Origin of the sequence: Paenibacillus sp. FSL W8-0194, from assembly GCF_037969745.1 — a bacterium.
Classification (GTDB): Bacteria; Bacillota; Bacilli; order Paenibacillales; family Paenibacillaceae; genus Paenibacillus_AQ; species Paenibacillus_AQ cookii.
The window spans coordinates 849,831-873,178 of record NZ_CP150205.1; the positions used below are offsets into that span (position 1 = coordinate 849,831).

Sequence of the window (23,348 nt, forward strand, 5' to 3'; positions counted from 1 at the left end):
ATTATTTTGTTGGAATCGACTCCCCAAATGCAGCAGCCTCGTTTCTTAAGATGACTTCCCGCCCGGCAGCACCTTATTGAGCACAATCGCCGCAAGCGACGCGGCCAAAATCGGCGAACCCAACAGATATTGCACGAACGTAGGCAGCGAATGCAGGAAGTCTTGCGGAATCATGACCAGTGCCAAGGTCAGGATCATCGGAATGGCGATGATGTACATTTCTTTTTCGGCGATTTTGATGTTTTTCATGACCTGAATGCCGTTGATGGCGATAATGCCGCACACGATGGTGAACACGCCGCCGATGACGGCCGTCGGGATCGAAGAGATCAAGGCAGCCAGTTTGCCCGAGCAGCCGAAGATGACGAACCAGACGCCTACGGCCAGGAAAACGCGACGGCTTGCGATGCCCGTGATGGAGATGATGCCGGCATTGGTGGAATACCCCGTCACCGGCGTCGAACCGACCAAGGAAGCGATCAGGCAGCTGATGCCTTCCCCGATCACGCCCCGGTTGAGGTTTTTGTCCGTTAACGGTTTATCGATGACGTTGCTGACGGCAAACCATGTGCCTGTCGTTTCGGCCAGCAGAACGAAATAGATAATGACCATGGTAACGATCGCCGAGAAGTTAAAGGAAAAGCCGAAGTCGGCAAAAGGGAGCTGCGGCATGCTGAACCATTTGGCGCTGCTCACCGCGGAAAAGTCCAACACGCCCATCACATTCGCCGAAATACATCCGACGATTAACGCGACCATGACCGAAATGATGCGGAAGATGGAGCCTTTGTTCCGGAACAGGGAACCCAGGATGACGAAAATAATGAGCACCGCGCCCGAAATGAGGGCCAGCAGCACGTTTTGGTTGATCGTCGCGTCCTTGGCACCGTAGATATTGTCCCGGATAGCCACTGGCAGCAAAGAAAGGCCCACAATAAAAATAATCGTGCCGCCAACGATCGGCGGAATGAACGTTTTGACGATTTTATTGAAAATGCCGGTAAAGCCCAACACAATCACCAAAACCGCGCCAACCAAACCGGCGCCCAACACGGAATTCCAGCCCAATTGCCCGCCGCCGCTGGCGGCATAAATGCTGACGATCGCGCCAAGCGGAACATACGAAGGACCTTGGGCGACAGGCAGCTTCATGCAAAAATACGTTTGTACGATCGTGGCCAGCCCGGCCGCAATAAAGGTCGCCTGAATCAGAGCGCTGGACTGGCCGGACGAGAGGCCGATCAACATCGCGATCAGGAAAGGCACGACGTAGACGTCCATGGCGACGACGTGCTGCAAACCGAGGAGGATGGATTTGCCGACCGAAATTTTTTCGTCCGGTGAAACGGTTAATTGTGGAGCGTGGTTTTGCGTGTCTGCTTGTGTTTTCACTCAGGAGTACACCTCGAATTTTTTGGATGGTTTCCCGCGAAATGCGGTTTTGTCATTAGTCGAAAGAACGTCGAACATGGCAACGGGCCGCTGCGCTATGTTTATCGCGTATGCACTTTTTCGCCCTGTACCCAGACTTCGCGGATGTTCTCCGGCCGGGTCAGGTACATGATTTTTTGGAAAATGTCATGCAAATCTTCGTTCTCGTTAAAAATCGGCAGTTTGGCAGACGGCAGCTTGGTGTCGATGATCTGCACGTCCCAGGCATATTTTTCTTGAATGCGGCCGATCGGTAAGCTTAGGCTTTCGCCGCCGCCGGCTGTCGCCAGATAAAACGCCTCGTCGACCGTAATGCGCGATCCCGGTACGCCGCGGCCTTCGGCAGGAAGGGCAGGGTTCACGCCATCTTCCAGCATTCTCGAGGACATGACGGCTTGTCTGACGTTGTCGAACAGGCTCGGCGAAAAACCTCCCGAAATGTCGGTCCCGAGGCCGATGTCCACGCCTTTGGCATGGAAATGGGCAACGGGGATGACGCTGTTGGCAAAATAGGCATTGGATATCGGGCAGTGGGCAATCGCCGTTCCCGTTTCGGCAAACAAATCGGCGTCATCGTCGCTCAGAAAATTACAGTGGGCCATGACGGACTTGTCGCGCAGCAGCCCAAAATCATGCAGGGCAAAAGCATCGTTTTTCCCGAACCGGTCTTGCACGTAACCGTGCGCCCAGTCGCTTTCGCTGCAATGCGATTGCACGTACGCGTCGTATTTTTTCGCCAGCTCCCCCAAACCTTGTAACGCCTCATCCGTGCAGCTTGGAATGAACCTTGGCGTCACGACGGGGAATACGCCTTGTTTGGTCGTTTTGGACAACTCTTTGACGGCGAGAATAAATTCCTCCGTATCGGCCAGGGCCGTTTGGGTATCCGCGTCGCGGTAGTTTTCCGGGTTTTGCTCCGGATCATCCATGACGACCTTCCCGACGAGTCCGCGTTGGCCTTTGTCGGCGCAAATCTGGGCTAACAATAAGCTGGCTTCTTTATGCACGGTGGCAAAATAGAGTGCCGTCGTCGTGCCGTTGGCGAGCAAGTTGCGGACCAAATCGTCGTAGACCTCCTGCGCAAAATCGAGATCCGAAAACTTGGCTTCCAGCGGGAAGGTATAGGTATTGAGCCAATCATAAAGCGGAATGTCCAGTGCCGTCCCGGACTGAGCCCATTGCGGCGCGTGCACATGCAGATCGATGAAGCCGGGAAGCAGGTACTGGCCTTCGGCTAGCTGATGGAAGTTGTCTTTCCCTTGATAAGCGTCCAGCAAAGGCTGGTAATCTGTATCGCCCGGAGCGACGATTTTTTCGATCATGCCGTCCGGATTGATGCAGAACAGATGGTCTTGCAAGATTTCAATTTCTTTGGAGGATTTGCTAGAAAATGCCGTTCCACGAAACAGTTGCTTATATTTATTCATTTTAACCGCCTTAATGTTCGTTTTTGGATGGTTTATCTGTTATTATATGCGCTGAAAAATGATAAGTCTATATCAAAAGGCGAATGTTTTGGGATCTGTCACGGCATTGGGTTTTTAGCAGGGGGATGCGATGAGGCTCCTTAGGGTCAAGGATGATTGGCCTGACAAAAATGCCGAAGGATGACCGTAGGGGGCAGCAAAATATGTACGTTACGATTCCGCGTGAATTGCACCTTTTCGTAGATACAAAATGGAAGGACGGGAACATGAGCCAAGCTTATGTGACCGGGCTGTCTAATGGCACGGCTGCCATTTATTCGGACGTGACCGAAGAAAAAAGGGGGAGCGGAGCCTATTTTAGGCCCCATGACCTGCCGTAAGCCGCCTATTCTTCGTGTTTGAACATAACGGCGAGAATGGTTTTGGATGCCATGAACGTATCTTACGACGGGGTCGCCGTCAAAGTTGAGCTGGATCGAAGCGACGACGCCAAAACGGTTTTTAAGTACCAAATCGACATTAAGGGATCCATCGATGAGGAAACCAAGGGGATTGTCTTCAGAAAAGTGATGAACTGTCCGGTTAAAAAACGTTGTCGAAGCAGCTGGAATTTATTCAGGAAAGCAGCTTCATTTGATCAATAAAGTTTAGAGGTCGCAAGGGTTGGTGGATGCGTACGGATTAAGCAGGCAGATCATTCCAGTCTATGTTAATGTAATCAGTGTTCGAATGGTTTGAATATCGGGTGTCTGAACAGGCAGTCGCCTAACTTTAAGGGGGAGAAAAATGGCTATTTATTTTGTGAGGCATGGCGCGGACGATGAAGGGTATCGCGGGGGATGGAGTCAAAGAGGACTGAATGTGGAAGGTTATAGGCAATCCGAAAAGCTGGGTTGTTATCTCAAGGATAACCAAAGCACTTATCAAATACATCGCATCGTGAGCAGTGACTTGCAACGGGCTTTGGATACCGCGAATGAGATTGCCAGGTTTCTGAATTTGACCGTTGAAAGCAACAACCAATGGAGAGAAACGAATAACGGCGTCATTGCCGGAATGCCTAATGAGATCGTTAATGAACGCTTCCCTGGGTTGTATTTCTCGAGTTTACGGATGGACGAAAAGTATCTCGGCGGTGAAAGTCCACTGGAGTTTTATTCGCGAATTCAAGAAACTTTCAAAGGGTTATGTGAAGAGCAATCATCCAAAAATCATCTTGAGAATGTCATTATTGTGACTCATGGCGGGGTGATCAATATCGTTTACCACATGCTAAAGGGATTGGAATGGACCAATAAAAATAAATCGTTCCCAGATTCAAATACAGGCATTCATAAAGTGGAGCATATCAATGGGCAATGGACGCTCACCTTAGAAAACTTTCTGGAGCATGTATAGTCTCTAGGGGGGAGCGCTTACGTTAATGCTCGCGCGCACGGAATGGATGGGGCCGTCCTTGGCCTGCATGGCGTGAAGTACATTTTTGTATTAAATAGTCCGGATCAGCATTTGAACGAGATGAAGAAAGTCATTTTGCCGCAAGGTAAAATCTGCTCGATCCTGCCGTTCGAACAGCCGGTTGATCTTGAAGCTTTTTTTGCAAAAAGCGTGACGCTGGTTTGGGAGCTGATGTTCACCCGTTCGATGTTCCAGACGGAGGATATGATCGAGCAGCACCGGCTGCTGAATGAGGTGTCCCATGGGGTGGATGCGGGGAAAATCCGAACAACCCTAAAAGAGCGGTTAACGCCCCTGAATCCGGATAACATGAAAGAAGCCTTCCGCAAAAGTCTGTCCGGCAGCATGCTCGGCAAGATCGTTTTGGAAGGATTTGAAGGCATGTAAACTTTGGCCGAAATACAGCTGAACTGTCGGGAGCCCTAACATTCCCCGCTAGCCCCGTCAAAGTGAGACTTTCCCCAGGGAACTTCAACGGTTTTCTGCAGCCTTTGGAAGGATGTTCTCTCCAAGCATTGGGGAGTTATTTCGAGGAATTTTGCAAAAAAGCAAAATCGTTCCCTATCATGGATGGCCGGAAAATGGGTTCTTATAGGCATAATTGCAATTATTTGGGAGAAAAATGTTATGGATGAAAATGGCTATATTTAGCTGAATATCACCATTTTTGGGGTTTGTAACCTTTTGCATATTGCTGGTACACTTCAAACAAGGTCTATGAAAAGAGGGATAAGAGAGTGCGGAAATAGAGTTGCGCGAGAAAAAATCCAAGCGAAAAGAGGTAGCACGATGAAAAAAACGGTGAAAAGTACGGCGGCTATTCTTTCTTTGACTCTCGGACTCAGCGGTTTTTTGCCAGTGGCGAATATCGCCAACCCTAGTGCGCACGCCAGCGATTATATCGGTTCGGGCTCCAGCAGCAGCGACGAGTACATTGTCCTTGGTTCTTATTACCTTTCCAAAGATCAAGTCAAACATATGGCCAGCGTGATGAGAGGAATGACAAGCGGCGGGGCAACCATCGCCGAAACCTTGATCGGTTTCCTGGGGGGCGGCGCGACAGTGGTCATGGCGGCTACGGCGCTTTCGGCCAATGCGCAGCTTCAGACCGAAGTTTTGTATGCGGCGGATCATAACATGCGGGTTCATGTCGTGATTAAGGATAAGAAAATGCATACTTCCTATTCGACTGTGGTTACGTATACCGCAGTAAAATAATAGATCGAACGTCAGCATGAACGATAACCATTCTTTTGCAAAAGCTTTTCAAGCTGTATTTCCGCAACTCTTGCATCTGCGTTTTCAGCGACCTGGAACAAAGATCTGATGCAGACATGATCCGATGTTAGTATCGCCAAGCGGCAGGATATGATTATCCTGTCGTTTTTCGTGTTTGGGATTTAGGAATTTATGAACCCGGGCTTTATACGGGTAACATAAACTATGATAGGGGATTTAGGCGGGAACGTAACGTACATCGCGGATCAGTTCGGATTCTTTTCCGATTTGAACAAAGGGGGCGGGATTATAATAAATGCCGATATCGATATCGGAGCCGGGATGATGCGTTCCCTTCGCTCTTGAACCGCCCAATACCAGGGCTTGCATGCCGTCGACTTGCTTTAGAACTTCTACGATGTTTGAAATGATCGCTTGCGCATCCATGTTTTTTCACTCCGCTTCCAAGTTTGACTTTATCTCATCATAAACGATTTGGCTCTTTAGCGAATAGGTAGTAGATCGTTTAAAAAATCTGGTCCGCCTCAGCCTCCCAATATTAAAAATTCCTCAAAATTTTTCTTTTCCCAAATTTGAACCTTACTTCCACGTCTATGATCTTTGTTACATCCAAATCCTTGAAAATCAGCTACGCTTAACATGTAATAGATTTCACAATGTTGCACAGGAGGCGTGGCAATGCGAAAAAGATTGGTGATGATTGGCAACGGAATGGCGGGAGCACGGTGCATCGAGGAGATCCTTCGCCGCGACCGCGAGCGCTATGATGTGACGATGATCGGAGACGAACCTTATCCGAACTACAACCGCATCATGTTGTCCCCTGTGCTGCAGGGCAAAACGACGTTCGAGGAAATTACGATCAACGATTGGGATTGGTATCAATCCAATGATATACATTTGCTGGCGAATGAGCGCGCGGTGGCGATCGACCGGGAAGCAAAACAAGTCACGACGGATCGGGGAAGCGTGGTGCCTTATGACGAGCTGATTATCGCGACGGGGTCCAGCGCGTTTATTCTGCCGGTACCGGGGCATACGCTCGACGGCGTGATCGGCTTCCGGACGATTAACGACACCAAAATGATGCTGGAAGCGGCCAAACGCTACAAAAAGGCGGTCGTTATCGGGGGCGGACTGTTGGGCCTAGAAGCGGCGCGCGGGCTGATGAACCAAGGGATGGACGTGCATGTCGTGCATTTGCTGCCGTACTTGATGGAGATGCAGCTGGACCCGGCAGCCGCGAAGCTGCTGCAGCGGGACTTGGAAGCCCAGGGCATGAAGTTCCTGATGGAGAAAAAAACGACGGAAATCTACGGCGACGGCCGGGTGCAAGGGCTGCGATTCGAAGACGGCACCAGCGTCGAATGCGACCTTGTCGTGATGGCCGTCGGCATCCGGCCGAACGTCGCGCTGGCGCGTGACGCGGGGCTGGCGGTGGGCCGGGGCATCCAGGTCAACGACGTCATGCAAACGTCGGACCCTTGCGTATATGCGGTCGGCGAATGCGCCGAGCACCGCGGCATCGCTTATGGATTGGTGGCGCCGCTGTATGAGCAGGGCGTTGTGCTTGCAGACCATCTGACAGGCCGGCCGACGGAAGGGTACCATGGCAGCGTGTTGTCGACGCAGTTGAAGGTGGCGGGCTGTGATCTGTTCAGCGGCGGTGAAATTCATGCCGACGAGCACACGAAGGCAATCGTGGTGCAGGACGAATTTGCCGGAGCCTATAAAAAGGTGTTGGTCCGTGACGGAAAGGTCGTCGGGGTCGTTCTCTATGGGGATGTTTCGGACGGCAACCGGCTGTTCAACATGCTGAAAAAAGGAAGCGATATTCAGGAATATACGAGCGCATCGGTGCTGCACAAAGCCGGGGATGACGGCGGACTGGACGTGGCGGCGATCAGCGCGGACGAGACGATCTGCGGATGCAACGGCGTGACGAAAGGAAGAATCGTCGGCGCGATCCTCGAACATGGATTAACGACCTTCGACGAAGTCAAATCTTTGACGAAAGCCGGCGGCTCGTGCGGCAAATGCCGCGGCATGGTCGAAGCGATCCTCGCGCATACGCTCGGCGACAAATTCGATGCATCGGCGCAAAAAGCGGCCGGCATGTGCGGCTGCACCACGCTTTCCCGCGACGAGGTCGTCGCCGCGATCAAGGAGAAAGGGCTGCAGTCGCCAAGGGAAGTGCGCATCGTGCTTGGGTTTGCGCATGAGGAAGGCTGCTCCAAATGCCGTCCGGCGTTGAACTACTACTTGCGGATGCTGCGTCCCGAGACGTATGCCGACGACAAGGCTTCCCGGTACGTCAACGAGCGGATGGAAGGCAACATCCAGAAGGACGGCACCTTCTCCGTCATTCCGCGGATGTATGGCGGCACGACGACGCCGGAGGATCTGATCCGCATCGGCGAAGTGGCGAAAAAATACGAGGTGCCGCTGGTGAAAATCACGGGGGCCAGCCGCATTGGCCTGTACGGCGTGAAAAAAGAGGATGTCCCTAAAGTGTGGGAAGAGCTGGAGATGCGCTCGGGGTATGCCTACTCGAAATCGCTGCGGAACGTGAAGTCGTGCGTCGGCTCGAGATTTTGCCGCTTCGGCACGCAGGATTCGCTCGGGCTCGGCATTCGGCTAGAGCAGGAGATCGAGATGGTCGACACGCCGCACAAAATGAAAATGGGCGTCACCGGCTGCCCGCGGAATTGCGCCGAGGTGCTGACGAAGGATTTTGGCGTGGTGTGCGTAGAGAACGGATATCAGCTTTATTTCGGCGGCAACGGCGGCACCGAGGTCCGGGAATGCGACAGCCTGACGACGGTGGCAACGGAAGAGGATGTGATTCGTCTGGCCAAAGCCTACGTGCAGCTGTATCGGGAAACGGGCATCTACGGCGAACGCACGGCCCCTTGGGTGAACCGGATGGGCGCGGATTGGGTGCGCCAAATGCTGGCGGATGAAGCGGAAATCGAGATTTTGGTTGACCGGTTCGAGGCGGCAAAAAGAACCTACCGCGAAGCCTGGAAAGCCGCGCTCGACAACGAGGAACGCCGCAGCATGTACATGGTGGAAAAACCATAACGGGGAGGGAACCGCATGAGCGCTACAAAGGAACTGGTGAAAGTGATGAAGCTGGAGGACCTGAAGCCGCTGATCGGCAAGGAGGTTCAGGTGCGGGACGAAACGATCGCGTTATTCCGGCTGTCGAGCGGCGAGGTGCGCGCCGTAGGCAACCGGTGCCCGCACAAAAACGGGCCGCTGGCCGAGGGAATCGTGTCGGGCGAGTACGTGTTTTGCCCGCTGCATGATTGGAAAATCTCGCTGGCGACGGGTGACGTGCAAAAACCGGACGACGGCTGCATCGCCACGTACGAAACCGCGGTGATCGACGGTTACGTCTATGTTGGGGGGCGGAAGCATCATGCAAAACACGATCCAAATCGTTGAAAACGCCGGGATCGGCAAGGTAAACCTGCTGAACCGGAGTTTGGGGAAATATCTTGTGTCTTCGATGCTGGCCGGCCTGTTCGTTGGTTTTGGCATCATCCTGATCTTTACGATTGGCGGGTTGTTGTCCCCGGCCCATGCTCCCGCCACGAAAATCGTGATGGGGGTCAGCTTCGGCATCGCCTTGAGTCTTGTTTTGATGGCCGGATCGGATCTGTTTACCGGAAACAACTTCGTTATGGTCGTCAGCACGCTGAATAAAAAGACGACCTGGCTGGATACGGTCAAAATATGGCTGTACAGCTATGCCGGCAATTTTGCCGGGTCCATGCTGGTAGCGGCGATTTTCGTATTTACAGGTCTTGCGAAGGGCGGCACGGCCGATTTTATCAACAGCGCGGCAAGCGCCAAGATGAATGCGCCGTTTATGGAGCTGTTCATGCGCGGCATTTTGTGTAATACGCTCGTTTGTCTCGCGGTGTGGTGCTCCATGAAGCTGAAGGAAGAAATCGCGAAGCTGGTCATGATTTTCTGGTGCCTGTTCGCCTTTATTACTTCCGGGTTCGAGCACAGCGTGGCGAACATGACGCTGCTGTCGATTTCGCTGTTCATCCCGCATCCGGAGACGGTCTCGTGGGCGGGAATGGCCGCGAATTTGATCCCGGTCACGCTCGGCAACATGGTCGGCGGCATTTTGTTCGTCGGCATCGCTTATTGGTATATTGCGAGGGATTAAGGGGCAGGGCAAAACAGGACTGCTCTATAGAAATGCAGGCATGCCGCCTGTCGCTGCTTTACGAAAGCGGGGACGGCGGCTTTTTTGCCTGGCCGGATGCCGGTAGGGGCGCATAGAAACGCTCAGTCCAATAACACAGCTATTAGCAGATCGGGCTGCTTCTTCTCGCTGCATCCGCTTGTACAAATAACGGCGAAGTGCCTAATAGGGTGGATAGTTCACCACTTCTGCAGATGAAATGGCATCCGGTGAGGCCATGCCGCGTTCCGGCGTTCCGATCCATATCTCTACAACCGCAGCAGCTCGACCGACGAAGGTGAAGTCACTGCATGAGGGCGGATCCCAAATTGTAACGGTTGTGCGCGAAGGCGGATCTCAAAATGTAACGATTGTGCGCGAAGGCGGATCCCAAAATGTAACGATGGTGCCCGAAGGCGGATCCCAAATTGTAACGGTTGTGCGCGAAGGCGGGTCCCCAAAATGTAACGGTTGTGACGGCGCTTATTTCGCTCAAATTGTGGATTTGCAAATTCTAACGGATATCAGTGAGCTTATTTTGCAGGAATACGTCGCTGTGTCCCCAGAATTGCCTAAATAACGTTACCCAGAACCGTTAAAAATACAAAACCTGCCGTTTCCCGGTATTAGCCGCTGTGGCAACCGTTAGAATTTGAGACCAGCGATTTCGGGCAAAAAAGCGCGGGTTAGCATAACGAAGTCTTTATGCTCCGCGGCTTCCGCAAGTCCTTATGTTTCGCGGCTTCCGCGAGTAACTCATAACACCATAGGCTCCATGTTCCATGTCAAATCGCTCTATTAGCCTAGTAAATCTGCAGATGAAGTGGCATCCGGTTAGGCGATGCCGCGTTCCGGCGTTCCGATCCATATCTCTGCAACAGCAGCGGCTCGACCGACAAAGGTGGAGGGACTGCCTGAGGGCGGATCCCAAATTGTGATGGTTGTGCTCGAAGGCGGATCCCAAATTGTAACGGTTGTACCCGAAGGTGGATCTCAAAATGTAACGATGGTGCCCGAAGGCGGATCCCAAAATGTAACGGTTGTACCAGCGCTTATTTCGCTCAAATTGTGGATTTGCAAATTCTAACGGATACCAGTGAGCTTATTTTGGAGGAATACATCGCTGTGTCCCCAGAATTGCCTAAATAACGTTACCCAGAACCGTTAAAAATTCAAAACCTGCCGTTTCCCGGTATTAACCGCTGTGGCAACCGTTAGAATTTGAGACCAGCGATTTCGGGCATAAAAAGCGCGGGTTAGCATAACGAAGTCCTAATGTTTTGCGGTTTCCGCAAGTCCTAATGTTTTGCGGTTTCCGCAAGTCCTAATGTTTCGCGGCTTCCACAAGTCCTAATGTTTCGCGGCTTCCACAAGTCCTTATGCTTCGCGGCTTCCGCGAGTAACTCATAACACCATAGGCTCCATGTTCCATGTCAAATCGCTCTATTAGCCTAGTAAATCTGCAGATGAAGTGGCATCCGGTTAGGCGATGCCGTATTCCGGCGTTCCGATCCATATCTCTACAACCGCAGCAGCTCGACCGACAAAGGTGGAGGGGCTGCATGAGGGCGGATCCCAAATTGTAACGGTTGTACCCGAAGGCGGGTCCCCAAAATGTAACGGTTGTGCCAGCGCTTATTTCGCTCAAATTGTGGATTTGCAAATTCTAACGGATATCAGTGAGCTTATTTTGCAGGAATACGTCGCTATGTCCCCAGAATTGCCTAAATAACGTTAACCAGAACCGTTAAAAATTCAAAACCTGCCATTAGCCGGTATTAACGGCTGTGGCAACCGTTAGAATTTTGAGACCAGCGATTTCGGGCATAAAAAGCACGGGTTAGCGTAACGAAGTCCTTATGCTTCACGGCTTCCACAAGTCCTTATGTTTCACGGCTTCCGCAAGTTCATATGCTCCGCGGCTTCCGCAAGTCCTTATCACGGCTTTCACAAGTCCTTATGCTCCACGGCTTCCGCAAGTACTCATGACCGCATAGGCTCCATGTTCCATGCCAAATCGCTCTATTAGCCTAGCAAATATAGCTTTATTCACACAATGCAGCGAGGAGAAAGCTTCTTATTTCATATCCTGCCAGCTTTTGAAATCGTGAACGGCGAAGCCGCCATAACTTGCGTAGCGCGCCAATTGATTATGGGCGGACTGGAGTTCTTTTTCCATCGTCTCGTTGTTCATGGAAAAGAATGAGACCCGCGGGCCCTCGGCGCTTTTGACTGTTTCTACAGCAATCACAACTTTTTTCTTGAGCGTAGAGGCTTCCCTCAACATGGCCTGCGCATTTTCAACAATCCCATTGCTGCCTAATGCATGATTCCGATAATTCATGATGACGAGGCAGTCGAACTTTTCCAGCAGCCAGGCGCTCATGCTGTACTCCTTTCCGGGGACATGAATCGTATTCAGCCAATACGGAACGTCCATCGCAACGCTCAAGCCGCTGCCTTTGGTTTCTTTTTCGATCAGTCTCAAATTGTCCATCCAGCTCTCCAGAATCGCCTTATTGTCCTTGGTCCATTCGCTAAGCGCATAAGGCTCGATATCGAAATGCAGTCCCGTAAAGCGGGCGTCCGGGTGGGCAGAGGCATTATAGGTTTTAACCCAGGCGATGAATTTTTGAATATCCTCCTGCTTAGACTTATAGACCCATTCGGGGCGACCTTCAAGGGCTTCCACTTGCATTCCTGCGCTTGTGGCTTTTCGAATAAAACTCTCGTATATCGTCGGGGCGAGATCTCGATCCACCTGAAGGTAAATCGATGTTACGCCCTTCATTTTTGCGAAGTTTATGATATGATCCTGATCCTGTTGGATGATATGACTGTCCCATATCCAGGTTCCTTTCGGAACGTTGGCCACGGAAGTCGTGATGTTCGCCAGATGCTGGGCAGGCTGCCAATCCACGTTTGCATGCAGGGCTTCGCTGATGAAGCGCAGCGGAACCATCGTGCGGCCGTTTTTGAGCACCGCGGCCCCTTCAAAGTCGACTCTTTTCCCGTTTACCAGGGCATGATGATCGCCAATCACCAATGTAACGGTGTCACGGTTAAGAGTGATCGTCACTTGCTTTAATGTTCCGTTCCATTTCGTAGCGGCTCCGAGCTTGTCGGATACAAAAGCAAGCGGAACCATCGTCAGATTCGATTTCTGATCAATATAGGGTTGCTCATCCGGGAACTGTACATCACGCCCATCCACGGATACTCGAACTTCAGCAGCGTAAATAGTGGGGGTGAACGCCGCGAAACTTAACATGATCGCTAACGTGCATACTAGCCATTTTCTCATGGGTGAATTCCTTATCTTTTTGGATTTGTTCGTTTTCTTCCTGTTCGCGGTAGGGCCACACAATGAGATTATAAAGTGATCAATCCTTGGCAACAAGGTCAGTAGGTAGGAGGTTTGAAAGTGGAATACGACCGGATTTTTGTAAGGAATCATGAAGTGAATTTTCACTGTTAAGCTCGAAGTAGGCAATAACTCACATGCTGTAGTCTTGGGGGATCATCCAAGTTCATCTTAAGTTCATCCAAGATTATCTAAGTTCATCCAAGATCATCTTCTTACCTTTGGATATGGAATGATCCATTTTCCCAGCATTAAACCGCAAAAAACAAGCAGAATCGTAAGCGGCAGCGCGAGAGCCAGACCTCCGGCCAAGGTAATCAAGCTGATTTTGCCCGCATCGTAAAAACGGTAAAGCGCGTAGGACGCAAAGGGGATTTCAACCAAAATGGCGGTGATGACCCCCGCGGAATAGGCCCGCAGCAGCAAACTAAATACGACATGTTTAATTCCGTCGAGCAGTATCACGGCCAAAACCCCGGCGCAGAGCATGCTCAATTGGCCGTTCTTTTCGAACCGCATCACCGATAGGAAGGTAATCAAGCTGAGAACCGAACCAAGCAGCAGCACGGCGACCGTGAACTGCAGCGTAATGCTTTTGCCCGGATCGAGCAGGCGGTTCTCGAAGGCTATCCGGGAATGATTGCCGTGACTCCGCAGCCATTTCTCCATCAGGAGGATCTCTTCCCCGTCATGAATGAAAAAGGCGACCGGTATCAGCCAAATGAGTGTTTGCAGTGGAATTGGATCAAACGACATTAAAAAATCCAGCATCGTTACATCGAACCTCCCAAATCGAATTTTTAACTGAGTACTCACTCAAAATAATTCGGTAAAAAAGCTCCGTAGTCCATGTAAAAAAATATAAACTACGAAGCATCCGGACAGTCCTTTTAATGCGATTGCCCATGCAGGCCGTGAAGGAGGAGTTGGACAAGCTTGCGAACATACGACTCCTCATCGTACGTAAAGGAGTTTTTGCCGAAGCGGGAGTGGATCATATAATAAAGAAAGATGGAAGACGTCAGCATCGACATGGCGACTTCATACGTTCCTTCGGCTAACGGCTCTTTTTCCATCCCCTGCTTCAGCATGCTGCCGCCCGCAGATTCAATGCTTCCGATCAGTCGGAATACCTCCTCGGATACCGCTTCATCCTGGATCATTTCGGGCGACCAGATCAACGTCAGGTAGTCGATATGCTTTTTCAGAAATTGCAGGTATTCAAGGCCATACAGAACCAGCGCCTCTTCCAGCGTTCTGCCGGATAAATATCCGTCAATTTTTTGGGCTTGAATGGCAAAGGAAAAATTCCTCACGATATGCAGCAGCAGCTTTCTTTTGTCGCCAAAGTGGTAAAATATGAGTCCCTCCGCGACGCCGCATTCATTGGCGATTTCTTTCGTTGTGGTTCCGTGGAACCCTTTTTGTGAAAAAAGCTTGAGGGCGGCAGCGATGATGCGGTCTTTTTTAGAGTCCGCGTTATTAGAGTTGGCCAACGGCAATACGACCTTTCTTCATGTGCTTCATGTCATGGAATGCGATTTTGAGTGATTACTCAAATTATAGATCTGGGAATATTTTCTGTCAATGAGGCAAATCTGCTGTGCAATGATGTCATCCGCTGCAGCTCGTTGAAGCCAAATGCAGACGATGCAGAATATGACGTTTGGCACGCATTCTGACGATCATCGTAGGACGAACAGAGCTCATAGGTAAAAAGTCCGGCTGGAAGGCCTATCCCGAATTCGACAAAAAGGGGTCGGCAAAGCGCCCGAAGAAAACCCCGCCCGGACTTGCGGCACGGGAGCTTGGAACGGGTAGAGACCTGGAATTCGGCAATGATCGAGGGGGGGCCGTTCTTTAGGAAAAAGAGATCATTTTTCCATATCCTGATTGACACAATGAAAGCGCATTCATATACTGAGGCTTAAATTTATTTGTTAGTTATTTTAACTAATCAAGGTGGTGAAGCACATCGTGATCGGTCGGGGGAAAACCGGGAATACGAAAGTTATGAAGCAGATGAATCGGGAAGGCATATTGCACCAGCTGCGGCAGGAGCCCCGCTTGTCACGGGCCGAACTGGCAGCAAAAACCAAGCTTAGCCGCCCCTGCGTCTCGGCGCTGGTCGAAGAGATGATTGGGGAAGGGCTGATTCGGGAGGTTGGCACAGGCGAATCCAAAGGGGGACGAAAACCCATCTTGCTTGAATACAATGTGCAGGCTTACGCGGTGGTAGGCGCCGTCTTTGAGGGAAGCGAGCTCGAAATGGCGGTGGCCGACATGAAAGGCGAACTGATCGCGCAGGTCCATACCCGCTTGAACCAGCCGGTGGACGGCGAATCGGCGCTGCATGCGCTCGAAGTTACGCTTTCGCGCCTGCTTGATACAAGCGGTATGGATCGCGACCGGGTGATCGGGATCGGCGTCGGCCTGCCGGGAATTACGCAGCGCCTCAGCGGCACCGTCAGCCATGCCCCAAGTACGGGGTGGATGGATCTGCCCGTGGGCAAGGAAATCGAAGAACGCCTTCGATTGCCGGTCGTGCTGGATAACGACGTCAATATGATGACGCAAGGGGAATTTTTCGGCGGAGCCGGTTCCGGCGTGTCCAGCCTGGTCTACATGTATGTCGGAACGGGAATCGGAGCCGGCATCATCATCGACAAGCAGCTGTACCGGGGGAGCAGGGAAGCCTCCGGGGAGATCGGTTATATGCGGATCGGCGATTCGCCTGGACGGCGGAAGGACGAATTCGGCGTGTTTGAGAAAAATTTCTCGGTTGCCGGCATTCAGGGGAAAGCGAAGGCGCTTGGTCTCCGCGTGGACCCGGAGGGGAGCATTCTCAAGCAGCTGATCCAGCTGGGCGAGGAAAACCATCCGCAAGCGGAGAGGCTGCTCGATGAAGTGTACCACGGATGGGCATCGGGGATCGCCAATACGGTCAGCGTGCTCGATCCGGAGAGGCTCGTCCTGAGCGGCGAAATGGTGCATCTGAACGAAGCGGGACTGAACCGGATCCGCGAGCTGTTGTTCGATTGGGTGCCCGTGGTGCCGGACATCCGTCTGGCGGCGCTGCGCGAACGCGCGGGTTTGCTGGGTGCGGTGCATAGTGTTTTGGAAGCGCATTCTTCAGCAGCGATGGGGGCTAGAATCTAAAATTCGGTTTTAAAATTTGGCCCAGCGCATAATTAGTACTTAACAAGAAGCGGAGTAGCGGAGGGGACGGAATCGATCCGAAGAAGCGACAGTGATCGGAAGAACGATCTGGAGCCGTAGCGGTCAACAAGCATCATATCAAGAACTAATTTCAGTATGAAATCTAAAAATCAGGGGGAATCCGAATCATGAAAAAGAAATGGTCGAAGCTTGGCATGTTAGGAGTGGCGCTGGCGATGACGGTCGGTCTGACGGCTTGCGGCGGGGGAGAAAAGGAGCAACCGGCAGCCTCCGGCGGAGACAGCGGGAAAAAAGGATCGCAGAAGCTGGTCATCTATACCGCCCGCGACAAAAACGTCGTGGAGCAGATCCTACCGAAGTTTGAGGAACAGAACCCGGATATCGACGTCGAAGTGATGACGATGGGCGCCCAGCAGATCATGGAGCGGGTCCGCGGCGAGAAAGCGAATCCGCAGGCCGACTTCTGGTGGGGCGGAACGCAATCCTCTTTTATAACGGCGGCCAATGAAGGACTGCTGGAATCGTACAAACCAAGCTTCGCGGACAGCGTGCCGGCCGAATACAAAGACGCGCAGGACCGCTGGTACGGCGAGATGCTCCTGCCCGAGGTCATCATGTACAATTCCGAAGCGATCAAGGAAGCGGATGCGCCGAAGGATTGGGACGATCTGCTCGACCCGAAATGGAAGGATCAAATTTTGATCCGGGGCGTCATGGCTTCCGGGACGATGCGGACGATCTACGATGCGATGATTTACCGCCAAGATCCCGCAAATCCGGAGAAAGGTTACGAATGGCTCAAAAAGCTCGATGCCAACACGAAAGAATACACCCAGGATCCGACCCAGCTTTACTTGAAGCTTGCCCGGCAGGAAGGAACGCTGTCGCTTTGGAATCTGCAGGACATCCTGATCCAGAAGGAACTGCAGAAGCAGCCTTTTGATTATATTTATCCGGCGAGCGGCGCGCCGATTTTGGTCGACGGGGTCGGGATCGTCAAAGGCGCCAAAAATATGGATGCCGCCAAGAAGTTCTTCGATTTTCTCTTCGATAAGGACCAGCTGAAGGAGAAGGCGGATAAGCTGTTCCAGATCCCAACCCGGACCGACGTCGACAAAAGCGAGTTCCCGGACTGGTACAAAAAGCTGGATGCCAAGCCGCTGGATCTGGACTGGCAGGTTCTTGCGGAGAAAGAGAAAGAGTGGATGCAATATTGGGATGAAAACATCAAAGGCAAAGGCGGAAAGTAACAGCCGAATCGAAATCGGCTCCATCCGGACCATCATGGGGGGCCGATATGGATGGAATGAGGGGCCGGCCAGGGACGGCAGCGCTGGCGGGGGAAACCCCGCCCGGCCATTCGGTACGCCCCTAACAATTCCTAACTGCATCTTACAGAGAATGACTTGAGGGAGGATTCATTATGATCGGAGTGACGCTGGATCGCGTCAGCAAAACCTTTGGCGCAGCCAAAGGTGTGGAGAATGTGGACGTACATATCAAGCCGGGCGAGTTTTTTACCTTTTTGGGTCCGAGCGGCTGCGGCAAAACGACGACATTGCGCATGATTGCCGGCTTTTATTATCCAAGCGACGGGCGCATCCTGTTTGGCGAGCAAAACGTCACCCACATGCCGCCGAATAAACGCAATACGGGGATGGTGTTCCAGAACTATGCGTTGTTCCCGCACATGACCGTGTTTGAGAATATTGCTTTCGGTCTCCAAGTCCGTAAACAGGGAAAGGCGGAGATCCACGACAAAGTGACCCGGGCCCAAAAGCTTGTGCACCTGGACGGTTACGGGCAGCGCCGCATCGACCAATTGTCGGGAGGGCAGCAGCAGCGGGTAGCGTTGGCGCGAGCTTTGGTGATCGAACCGAATATTCTCCTGCTCGATGAACCTTTGTCCAATCTGGATGCTAAGCTGCGCGAAGAAACAAGGCAGGAAATCAAAAGGCTCCAGCTGGAGCTCGGCATCACGACGATCTACGTCACGCACGACCAATCGGAAGCGATGTCGATGTCGGACCGCATCATGGTCATGAAGGACGGCGTCGTGCAGCAGATCGGTACCCCGCATGAAATTTACAACCGGCCGGCCAACCGTTTCGTCGCTTCGTTCATCGGCGAGTCGAATCTGTGGGAGGGAACGGTGGAACGGCTCGAAGGCGGCACGGTCGACGTTCGTTTAACGCCGGACGTGCTGCTGACCGGCCTTGCCGAAAACGCTTCGCCGGAATGCAAGCTGGCGGTCGGGCAAAAGGTAACGCTGTCGGTACGGCCCGAAGCGATCCGGGAAGCTAGCCCGTCGGAACGCGGCGAAGCGAATACGATGGCGGCCAAAGTGCTGCTGTCGGAGTTCACCGGCATCAGCGTCAATTATATCGCGCAGGCCGGTCCGCTGTCCGTGAAGGCGATGTTCGTCGGGCAGGGGCACCGGATGCGGAACCGGGATGAGGACGTTTGGTTTGCCGTAGCCCGGGACAGCATTTATTTTTTGGGATAAGGGGTGAGCCGAAAAAATGAGCAAACCGGAACCACAATTGACACCGCCAACCATTCGTCCGGTCAGCCGCTGGAATTCGGTGACGGCATCGCCGCATTTTGTGTACGTGCTGATCGCACCGTTATTCCTCATTCTTCTGGGGTATGTCATCTATCCTTTTTTCCAGACCTTCCTGCAAAGCGTCAAGACGGACGGCAACTTTTCGCTCCAAAACTACTCCCGGTTTTTTAGCCTGGAGCATACGGCCAATTTGGAGGCGCTTTGGACGAGCGTGTATATCTCGGTGCTAAGCGTGATCACCTGCGGCATCGTCGGGGTAGGGATGGCGTTCCTGCTGGAAAGGTACGAGTTCCCGGGACGCAAGCTGCTTTCGGTGCTTGTGCTTGTGCCGATGGCTTTGCCGCCGCTGATCGGGGTGCTTTCGTTTGAATTTTTGTACGGTTCAAGTGGCATCATCCCGCGCGGATTGCAGCATTTGCTGCATTTGGAAAAGCCGCCTTTTACCCTAAAGGGCATTTGGGGCGTGCTTGTGGTTCATACGTTTACGATGTACACCTATTTTTATATGACGGCATCGTCGGCGATCCGGGGACTTGATCCGTCGCTGGAGGAGGCTGCGGCCAACCTGGGAGCGAACCGATTCACGGTCTGGCGCCGGGTGATTCTGCCGATGCTGACGCCGGCCATCGTTGCGGCATCGCTGCTCGTCTTTATGATTTCGATGGCATCGTATACCGCGCCGCTTATTTTCGGGATCGAACGGACGATGACGATGCAGATTTACCTGTCGCGCACCAACGGCGACCTGGACATGGCTTCGACGCAATCGACGCTGCTGTCGGTCGTGTCCATCCTGTTCCTCGTTTTGATGAGATGGTATCAGGGCGCCCGGAACTACCAGAACATGAGCAAGGGCGTCAGCGTTCATCGGACCGAGGTGAAAAGCAAAGCCGGCAGAAATACCGCAATGGTGTTGTCCTTCCTTGGGGTGCTGGTGCTCATGCTGCCGATTCTCGTCATCGTGCTGCTCGCTTTTTCGGAAGACGGGAAATGGACGACCCAGGTTCTGCCGCCGTCTTATACGCTGGATCATTTTAAGGATTTGTTCACCGACAGCAAAACGTGGCGCCCGATCGCGAACAGCTTCAAGATCAGCATCGCAGCGACGATCGGCAACCTGCTGTTTGGCGTTGCGGCGGCATACGCCGTCGTACGCATGAAATTCAAAGGCAAGACGCTGCTCGATATTTTGATCATGCTGCCTTGGGCGCTTCCGGGCACGGTCGTTGCCGTCAACCTGATTACGGCATTCAGCGAGCCGAATGCGTTTTCCTTCGGCCAGGTGCTGATCGGCAGCTTCTGGATTTTGCCGCTCGCTTATTTTGTACGGCATCTGCCGCTGATCTTCCGCTCGACTTCGTCGACGCTGATGCAAACCGACCGCTCCGTGGAGGAAGCGGCCCGCAATTTGGGGGCATCCTGGTGGTATGCGTTCCGCCGCGTCGTATTTCCGATGGCGCTGAGCGGCATCCTTGCCGGCACGCTGCTGGCTCTGGTGGAAGGCATCGGCGAGTTTGTCGCTTCGATTCTGCTGTACACGAACAAGACGACGCCGATCTCCGTCGAAATCTTCCAGCGGATGTACGCGTTCGAGTTCGGTACCGCCTGCGCTTACGGCGTGCTGCAAATCGTGATGATTATTTTGGTTCTTTATGTTTCCCGCAAGCTGACCGGCGGCAATGCCGGGTCTGCCATTTGACGATAGATTTTTTCTTGGAGTTAAAGCGGCACGGACGACACTCTTTCATTACGCGGACGCCCTGCATTCCATCCGGGCTTCCCGCGATAATGATACAGGCGGGCGCCGGCGTTTGCCGGTGCGAGCCACAACTACGCTTGATGGAGGAGATGCGAATTGAATCAAATCAGCGCAAAACGCAGGACGAAAAAATGGGTGGCGGCTTCGCTCAGTCTGGTGCTGGCCGGAACGATGGCTTTTCAAGCCGGTCCCCCAAAAGCGGCTGCAGACAGAGGGGTGGTTGATTTATGGAAGGCGATCAAGCCGCTCACTACCATCGCAAGCGCGATGAATACGGGAGCTCACCCGGATGATGAGCACAGCGCGACGCTGGCGTATCTTTCTTTGGGACTCGGCGTGGATACCTACAGCGTCATCGCCAATCGTGGAGAAGGCGGGCAAAACGAAATCGGAAGCGAGCTCGGCAACGCCCTCGGCATCATCCGCACCCGGGAGCTGCAGGAAGCGTCCAAGATCACCAACGTTACGCTGGCGAACTTGAGCCAAAAGCTGAACGACCCGATCTATGATTTCGGCTTCTCCAAAAGCCCGGATGAAACGCTCGCCAAATGGGGCGAAGACGTCGCTTATGAACGGCTGATCCGCCAAATCCGGGAGAAACGTCCGGACGTGCTCATTCCGGCCTTCCTGAACGAACCTTCGACGCACGGACATCACCGGGCCGTGAATGTGCTGACCGTACGGGCGTTTAAGGATGCAGGCAATCCGCAGGTTTTCCCTGAGCAGATCAAGGAAGGGCTCCAGCCATGGCAGCCGAAGAAGCTGTATGTGCCGGCCTCGGATAAAGATTATGACGTCTCCCTGCCGGTAAACGAATATAGCGAGCTGTACGGCGCTTCGTATGCCCAGCTGGGCGAAGAATCGCGGTATATGCACAAGAGCCAAGGCATGGGAAGACCAATCGACGAAGGTCAAGGTACGGCGTATTACAAGCTGAAGGAATCGGCGGACGGCAAAAAAGCCGGCGGCAAGCCCGAAACGTCGCTTTTTGGCGGGATTGCCTTCACGTTCGAGGATTTGGCGCAAGAGCTGGATGTAAAGGGAAAGGACAACAAGGTCGTCAAGCAGCTGAAAACGCTGCAGCAAGATGCAAACGAAGTCATTGCCGCGTATCCATCATTTGCGAAAGTGGCCCGCGAAGTCCATGAGATGAAAGCGGACGTCAACACTGCCGTCGAGCTGGTAAAGGCGTCGTCCTTGGAGCAAGCGGCGAAAAACGATCTGCTGCACCGGCTGAAAGTGAAGGAGAAGCAGCTTGATAAGGCAAGCCAGGAAGCGACATCGACCGTGGTTAAAGTGAAACCCGAGACCGGCGAGCTGATTCCGGGGCAAACCACGAAAGTGACGGTGACCGCTTTTAACGGCGGCGAGGTGGACATCCGCAAAGTCCATCTGAAGCTGAATGTGCCGGAAGGCTGGACCGCGAAGGCGGCTGGGGCGGACAGCTTCGACAAGCTTGCCAAAAACCAGACGGTCAAAACGGTGTTTGAAGTCACGGTTCCCAAGCAGGCGGAGGACTTTAACCCTTATGCCCTTCCGCTGATTTCCGCGGATATCCGGTATGAAGCGTTCGGTACGGAAACGTTGCTACATGCCATTCCGGACAATGCGGTAGCGGTGCTGCCGCCGGTGGCGTTGTCGCTGAGCCCGGAAGCGGCGGTGCTGAATACGCTGAAGCCGGAAGAGCCGATATCGGTCAAGGTTACGGCGACGAATTTTGCGCCGGGTGCGGAGAAAACCAAAGTTTCGCTGAAATTGCCGGAAGGCTGGACCGCAGAACCCGCGGTGCAGGAATTGAGCTTTGCCGCTAAATACGAGACCAAAACGGCTGAGTTTACGGTCAAGGCACCGGCGAGTGTCAAAGCGGGAAGTTACAACCTGGCGGCTATAGCCAACGCCGGCACGTCAGACAGCAGCAGAACGGTGCAGGTGATCCAGTACCCGCATATCGGCAAAACCTACTACGTCAAACCGGCCAATCTTGCCGTCCAGGCGTTTGATCTGAAGGTGCCGCAAGGACTGAAGGTCGGATATGTGTCCAGCGGATTTGACAATATCGATCAGGTACTGCGCCAAGTGGGTGTCAATGTGACGAATCTGGACACCAAAACGATCCAGTTCGGCGACCTGTCGCAGTACGACACGATCGTGCTCGGCATCCGGGCTTATGCCTTCCGTCCGGAGCTGATTCCAAGCAACCAGCGTCTGCTCGATTATGCCAAAAACGGCGGCAACCTGGTCGTCCAATACCACAAGCCGGAGGACAAATGGTCGCCGGATCTGGCTCCGTATCCGATCAAGATCGGTCAGCCGCTGATCCAGTGGCGCGTCACGGACGAAAATTCCAAGGTCACGATGCTGGCGCCGGAGCATCCGATCTTTAACACGCCGAATAAAATTACGGACGCCGACTGGCAAAATTGGATTCAGGACCGCTCCGCGTACAACCCGTCCGAATGGGGCAAGGAGTATACGGAGCTGATCTCGAACGGAGATCCAGGCGAAAAAGAGTTTACCGGCACGTTCCTGACGGCTGACTACGGCAAAGGTACTTACACGTACAGCTCGCTGGTTTGGTACCGCGAAATGCCAAGCCTTGTGCCGGGTTCGATCCGGATGTTCGTTAACATGATCAGCCTGAAACAAGGTGAGGCGGCGTCAGCCGGGGTGACTGCTCCGACTAAGTAAATATGTGTTAGGAGTCCGAGCTGGAAACAAGG

18 protein-coding genes are annotated in these 23,348 nt (G+C 53.0%); 12 read left to right on the top strand and 6 right to left on the bottom strand.

Features of this window, described 5'->3' with window-relative positions; genetic code table 11:
* Positions 1 to 45 precede the first annotated feature (45 nt).
* Entirely contained in the window at positions 46 to 1,392 is a 1,347-nt protein-coding gene (locus MKY58_RS03675; RefSeq protein WP_339323506.1) for a solute carrier family 23 protein, read from the bottom strand.
* 101 nt (positions 1,393 to 1,493) lie between these two features.
* The gene (guaD, locus tag MKY58_RS03680) at positions 1,494 to 2,858 is read right to left on the bottom strand and encodes a guanine deaminase (protein WP_339323507.1); all 1,365 of its coding nucleotides are present in this window, start codon (positions 2,856 to 2,858) and stop codon (positions 1,494 to 1,496) included.
* Between the two features lie 786 nt (positions 2,859 to 3,644).
* Here guaD and MKY58_RS03685 point away from each other — a divergent pair.
* The 3 genes from MKY58_RS03685 (at position 3,645) to MKY58_RS03695 (ending at position 5,534) form a co-directional block, all read left to right on the top strand.
* Entirely contained in the window at positions 3,645 to 4,256 is a 612-nt protein-coding gene (locus MKY58_RS03685) for a histidine phosphatase family protein (protein ID WP_339323508.1), read from the top strand.
* Positions 4,257 to 4,298: 42 nt separating this feature from the next.
* The gene (locus MKY58_RS03690) at positions 4,299 to 4,703 is read left to right on the top strand and encodes a zinc-binding dehydrogenase (protein ID WP_339323509.1); all 405 of its coding nucleotides are present in this window, start codon (positions 4,299 to 4,301) and stop codon (positions 4,701 to 4,703) included.
* Between the two features lie 402 nt (positions 4,704 to 5,105).
* Positions 5,106 to 5,534, top strand: a complete 429-nt coding sequence (locus MKY58_RS03695) for a hypothetical protein (protein ID WP_036711345.1) — start codon at positions 5,106 to 5,108, stop codon at positions 5,532 to 5,534.
* Positions 5,535 to 5,771: 237 nt separating this feature from the next.
* Here MKY58_RS03695 and MKY58_RS03700 read toward each other — a convergent pair whose 3' ends face one another.
* Positions 5,772 to 5,981: a nucleotidyltransferase domain-containing protein gene (locus MKY58_RS03700; RefSeq protein ID WP_339323510.1), complete on the bottom strand. Its 210-nt coding sequence runs from the start codon at positions 5,979 to 5,981 to the stop codon at positions 5,772 to 5,774.
* Positions 5,982 to 6,233: 252 nt separating this feature from the next.
* Here MKY58_RS03700 and nirB point away from each other — a divergent pair, with 252 nt between their 5' ends.
* The 4 genes from nirB (at position 6,234) to MKY58_RS03720 (ending at position 10,339) form a co-directional block, all read left to right on the top strand.
* Positions 6,234 to 8,639, top strand: a complete 2,406-nt coding sequence (gene nirB / locus MKY58_RS03705) for a nitrite reductase large subunit NirB (RefSeq protein WP_339323511.1) — start codon at positions 6,234 to 6,236, stop codon at positions 8,637 to 8,639.
* Positions 8,640 to 8,654: 15 nt separating this feature from the next.
* Entirely contained in the window at positions 8,655 to 9,005 is a 351-nt protein-coding gene (nirD, locus tag MKY58_RS03710) for a nitrite reductase small subunit NirD (protein ID WP_339323512.1), read from the top strand.
* Entirely contained in the window at positions 8,980 to 9,741 is a 762-nt protein-coding gene (locus MKY58_RS03715) for a formate/nitrite transporter family protein (RefSeq protein ID WP_339323513.1), read from the top strand. The genes nirD and MKY58_RS03715 overlap by 26 nt, the downstream gene beginning before the upstream one ends.
* Before the next feature lie 238 nt (positions 9,742 to 9,979).
* Positions 9,980 to 10,339: a hypothetical protein gene (locus MKY58_RS03720; protein WP_339323514.1), complete on the top strand. Its 360-nt coding sequence runs from the start codon at positions 9,980 to 9,982 to the stop codon at positions 10,337 to 10,339.
* Positions 10,340 to 11,836: 1,497 nt separating this feature from the next.
* On the opposite strand, the gene MKY58_RS03725 is transcribed toward MKY58_RS03720, so the two are convergent.
* From MKY58_RS03725 to MKY58_RS03735, 3 genes are all read right to left on the bottom strand, one after another.
* A complete protein-coding gene (locus MKY58_RS03725; protein WP_339323515.1) occupies positions 11,837 to 13,063 on the bottom strand; it encodes a copper amine oxidase N-terminal domain-containing protein in 1,227 nt (408 codons plus the stop codon).
* Between the two features lie 267 nt (positions 13,064 to 13,330).
* Positions 13,331 to 13,894 (bottom strand): HXXEE domain-containing protein, encoded by a 564-nt coding sequence (locus MKY58_RS03730; protein WP_339323516.1) that lies wholly within the window; start codon positions 13,892 to 13,894, stop codon positions 13,331 to 13,333.
* A 119-nt stretch (positions 13,895 to 14,013) separates the two neighbouring features.
* Positions 14,014 to 14,619 (bottom strand): TetR/AcrR family transcriptional regulator, encoded by a 606-nt coding sequence (locus tag MKY58_RS03735; protein ID WP_339323517.1) that lies wholly within the window; start codon positions 14,617 to 14,619, stop codon positions 14,014 to 14,016.
* A 517-nt stretch (positions 14,620 to 15,136) separates the two neighbouring features.
* On the opposite strand from MKY58_RS03735, the gene MKY58_RS03740 reads away from it, so the two are divergent.
* From MKY58_RS03740 to MKY58_RS03760, 5 genes are all read left to right on the top strand, one after another.
* On the top strand, positions 15,137 to 16,282 hold the full coding sequence (locus MKY58_RS03740; RefSeq protein WP_339323518.1) for an ROK family transcriptional regulator: 1,146 nt from the start codon (positions 15,137 to 15,139) through the stop codon (positions 16,280 to 16,282).
* 188 nt (positions 16,283 to 16,470) lie between these two features.
* The gene (locus MKY58_RS03745; RefSeq protein WP_339323519.1) at positions 16,471 to 17,553 is read left to right on the top strand and encodes an extracellular solute-binding protein; all 1,083 of its coding nucleotides are present in this window, start codon (positions 16,471 to 16,473) and stop codon (positions 17,551 to 17,553) included.
* Between the two features lie 173 nt (positions 17,554 to 17,726).
* Positions 17,727 to 18,809: an ABC transporter ATP-binding protein gene (locus MKY58_RS03750; RefSeq protein ID WP_339323520.1), complete on the top strand. Its 1,083-nt coding sequence runs from the start codon at positions 17,727 to 17,729 to the stop codon at positions 18,807 to 18,809.
* Between the two features lie 16 nt (positions 18,810 to 18,825).
* Positions 18,826 to 20,568 carry an iron ABC transporter permease gene (locus MKY58_RS03755; protein ID WP_339323521.1) on the top strand — a complete coding sequence of 581 codons (1,743 nt, stop codon included), beginning with the start codon at positions 18,826 to 18,828 and terminating at the stop codon, positions 20,566 to 20,568.
* 231 nt (positions 20,569 to 20,799) lie between these two features.
* Complete coding sequence (locus MKY58_RS03760; protein ID WP_339325040.1) at positions 20,800 to 23,316, top strand: NEW3 domain-containing protein; 2,517 nt, start codon at positions 20,800 to 20,802, stop codon at positions 23,314 to 23,316.
* The last annotated feature ends 32 nt before the right edge of the window (positions 23,317 to 23,348 follow it).

What these genes read in the sequence shown, in the direction of transcription:
- nirD (WP_339323512.1), top strand. Translation starts at nt 8,655, where the DNA reads ATGAGCGCTACAAAGGAACTGGTGAAAGTGATGAAGCTGGAGGACCTG.
- MKY58_RS03695 (WP_036711345.1), top strand. Translation starts at nt 5,106, where the DNA reads ATGAAAAAAACGGTGAAAAGTACGGCGGCTATTCTTTCTTTGACTCTC.
- MKY58_RS03745 (WP_339323519.1), top strand. Translation starts at nt 16,471, where the DNA reads ATGAAAAAGAAATGGTCGAAGCTTGGCATGTTAGGAGTGGCGCTGGCG.
- MKY58_RS03685 (WP_339323508.1), top strand. Translation starts at nt 3,645, where the DNA reads ATGGCTATTTATTTTGTGAGGCATGGCGCGGACGATGAAGGGTATCGC.
- nirB (WP_339323511.1), top strand. Translation starts at nt 6,234, where the DNA reads ATGCGAAAAAGATTGGTGATGATTGGCAACGGAATGGCGGGAGCACGG.
- MKY58_RS03750 (WP_339323520.1), top strand. Translation starts at nt 17,727, where the DNA reads ATGATCGGAGTGACGCTGGATCGCGTCAGCAAAACCTTTGGCGCAGCC.
- MKY58_RS03715 (WP_339323513.1), top strand. Translation starts at nt 8,980, where the DNA reads ATGCAAAACACGATCCAAATCGTTGAAAACGCCGGGATCGGCAAGGTA.
- MKY58_RS03700 (WP_339323510.1), bottom strand. Translation starts at nt 5,981, where the DNA reads ATGGATGCGCAAGCGATCATTTCAAACATCGTAGAAGTTCTAAAGCAA.
- guaD (WP_339323507.1), bottom strand. Translation starts at nt 2,858, where the DNA reads ATGAATAAATATAAGCAACTGTTTCGTGGAACGGCATTTTCTAGCAAA.
- MKY58_RS03740 (WP_339323518.1), top strand. Translation starts at nt 15,137, where the DNA reads ATGAAGCAGATGAATCGGGAAGGCATATTGCACCAGCTGCGGCAGGAG.
- MKY58_RS03725 (WP_339323515.1), bottom strand. Translation starts at nt 13,063, where the DNA reads ATGAGAAAATGGCTAGTATGCACGTTAGCGATCATGTTAAGTTTCGCG.
- MKY58_RS03720 (WP_339323514.1), top strand. Translation starts at nt 9,980, where the DNA reads ATGGCATCCGGTGAGGCCATGCCGCGTTCCGGCGTTCCGATCCATATC.
- MKY58_RS03755 (WP_339323521.1), top strand. Translation starts at nt 18,826, where the DNA reads ATGAGCAAACCGGAACCACAATTGACACCGCCAACCATTCGTCCGGTC.
- MKY58_RS03760 (WP_339325040.1), top strand. Translation starts at nt 20,800, where the DNA reads ATGGCTTTTCAAGCCGGTCCCCCAAAAGCGGCTGCAGACAGAGGGGTG.
- MKY58_RS03730 (WP_339323516.1), bottom strand. Translation starts at nt 13,894, where the DNA reads ATGCTGGATTTTTTAATGTCGTTTGATCCAATTCCACTGCAAACACTC.
- MKY58_RS03690 (WP_339323509.1), top strand. Translation starts at nt 4,299, where the DNA reads ATGGATGGGGCCGTCCTTGGCCTGCATGGCGTGAAGTACATTTTTGTA.